General features: G+C 41.0%; 2 protein-coding genes and 1 pseudogene. 2 read left to right on the forward strand and 1 reads right to left on the reverse strand.

The window, feature by feature from the left end; translation table 11 throughout:
- Positions 1 to 731, reverse strand: a pseudogene (locus O9323_RS11710) (ISKra4 family transposase); the annotation flags it as partial.
- A 331-nt stretch (positions 732 to 1,062) separates the two neighbouring features.
- On the opposite strand from O9323_RS11710, the gene bioD reads away from it, so the two are divergent.
- Together bioD and O9323_RS11720 are read left to right on the forward strand one after the other, a co-directional pair.
- On the forward strand, positions 1,063 to 1,725 hold the full coding sequence (gene bioD / locus O9323_RS11715) for a dethiobiotin synthase (protein WP_002733082.1): 663 nt from the start codon (positions 1,063 to 1,065) through the stop codon (positions 1,723 to 1,725).
- Positions 1,726 to 1,850: 125 nt separating this feature from the next.
- Entirely contained in the window at positions 1,851 to 1,973 is a 123-nt protein-coding gene (locus O9323_RS11720) for a hypothetical protein (protein ID WP_002752264.1), read from the forward strand.
- Positions 1,974 to 2,095 lie beyond the last annotated feature (122 nt).

Here is a 2,095-nt window from a genome sequence, read left to right on the forward strand (position 1 = left end):
TTCGATTAAATGATACCAATCCAATATTTCAATTCTTTCCTGTTTCTCTCCGATCTCACGAAATAAATTCCAGATACCATCATGTCCATCTCCTAAACAAATTAAAGGCTTGGCCAAAACTTGAGAATTAACCAAATCTAATAAAGCTGAGTTATCTTGAAAAAAAGCCGCTACCCCCAGTTGATGAAAACTCACTGCTTTATAATCACGCCAAATTAAGGCTTTTCCCTTGGCAGTTCTTAGTCGTACCTTACCGCCATCTAGGCTGATTTCTTCCACTTCCACTTCTGGGTTAGACGGTAATTCTTCAAAAGCATAGCGATGTACGAGGCGTTGTTGGGTACTGTGAGAAACAGCAATCCCTGTCAATGATTTGATTTTATGCGCCGATTTCTCGTAGGATTCATCGCCACTTAATAGCAAACAGTTCTTCTCTAACATTGGACTCATCTGAGTCCGAGACTTTATATCTAATTTTTTTGCTTGTTTTTCTGTAATTGGTAATTCCCCCAAAATGCTTTTCACTTTTCTCATCCGAATGGCGGTTTCTCCAGTGCTTGTTTTGACAAAAAAATACCGATTTCTGGGTTGACATACTCAATCATTAAATCTCTAACAGTCTCCTCTATCTCTGCCAAGTTATTAAATTCCTCAACTTGGGATTGTTTATAAAGACATTGCCCTAACTCTTGACATAACTCTTTAATTCTTTTTTCATTTTCTGATAGCATTGGATTGTTCCTCCTATCGAGCTATATTCTGAATTGTAAGTTATAAATATTAAGTAGTCGTGCAAAATTAATTTCCTAGTCGAGACAGGAGACAGGCTTCGGCCGTGAGCTCAGCGTTCGACCGAGCGTTCGACCGAGCGTTCGACCGAGCGTTCGACTGAGCGTTCGACTGAGCGTTCGACTGAGCGTTCGACTGAGCGTTCGACTGAGCGTTCGACTGAGCTCACGCCGAGGTCCGAACGGGTGTGGGGTGATGGGGAAGTGGGGTGATGGGGGATAAGATAATAAATATTGGTGATTTCACCTGATCTTGACTGAGCCTGGGAGTTTTATGAATAGTCTTTTGATTGCGGCTACGGATACCGATGCGGGTAAAACCGTTGTCACCACTGCTTTAGTGGCTTATTGGCAAAAATACTATCCATCCAAGGCCTTGGGGCTGATGAAATTAATGCAAACGGGTCAAGGCGATCGAGAATGGTATGAGGGCTTATTTCAGGGTCAATTAGAAATGATCACACCGCTGCAATATCAAGCACCCTTAGCGCCTCCTGTGGCTGCTGATTTGGAAGGTCGAGATATTCCTTTAGGGACAGTGTGGCAAGCTCTGCTGAACCTACAAAAAAGCCAAGATTTGGTTTTAATTGAGGGTTTGGGGGGTTTAGGTTGTCCTGTCACCCACGAGCTAACTTTGGCGGATTTAGCGGCTCAATGGCGGTTAAAAACCCTTTTGGTGGTGCCGGTGAAATTGGGGGCGATTTCCCAAACGGTGGCTAATATTGCCCTAGCAGAGCAAAAAAAGGTCAATTTGGGCGGAATTATCCTTAATTGTCTCGAACCGCGCACGGAGACGGAAATAGAGCAGTTAACACCGATCGATTTAATTCAATCCTTGACTAATTGTCCGGTTTTAGGTGTTTTTCCCTTTATCGAAGATCGTCGGGATTTGGATAAATTGGCCTCGGTGGTAGCTAGTTGGCCAGAAATTATCTAGAGCAGGAAACCGTACCAGATTTTGGAATTTTTGTCAAGAGATATTTGTTAAATATATATTATTTCTGATAAAAATATATATTTATTTGGAAAAGTTTAAGTTCTTTGGCAAAAATACAAAGTCTTATGAAAATTCTTGAAAAATTATGGCAAAACTCGGCAAATACGAGCAGAATTTCGGGACAATGGGAGCTAGAGGGATGGATTCGTCAATTAGTTAGCCGCACATTAGGGACTTCCAGAGAATAAAATACCCAACAAAAAAATAGAAAAGTGTTTTTTTGAAAAAGTAATTATTTTTGTCTAGGAAAACAAAGAGTCTCCCATTACAACCTATTTTTCCGAAAAAAAATAGCAGCATAAACTTTTAT

Origin of the sequence: Microcystis sp. LE19-131.1A (assembly GCF_027532015.1) — a bacterium.
GTDB classification, from domain to species: domain Bacteria; phylum Cyanobacteriota; class Cyanobacteriia; order Cyanobacteriales; family Microcystaceae; genus Microcystis; species Microcystis ichthyoblabe_A.

Bases quoted from the DNA above. Each gene is read 5' to 3' on its own strand.
- bioD (WP_002733082.1), top strand. From the start codon at position 1,063: ATGAATAGTCTTTTGATTGCGGCTACGGATACCGATGCGGGTAAAACC.
- O9323_RS11720 (WP_002752264.1), top strand. From the start codon at position 1,851: ATGAAAATTCTTGAAAAATTATGGCAAAACTCGGCAAATACGAGCAGA.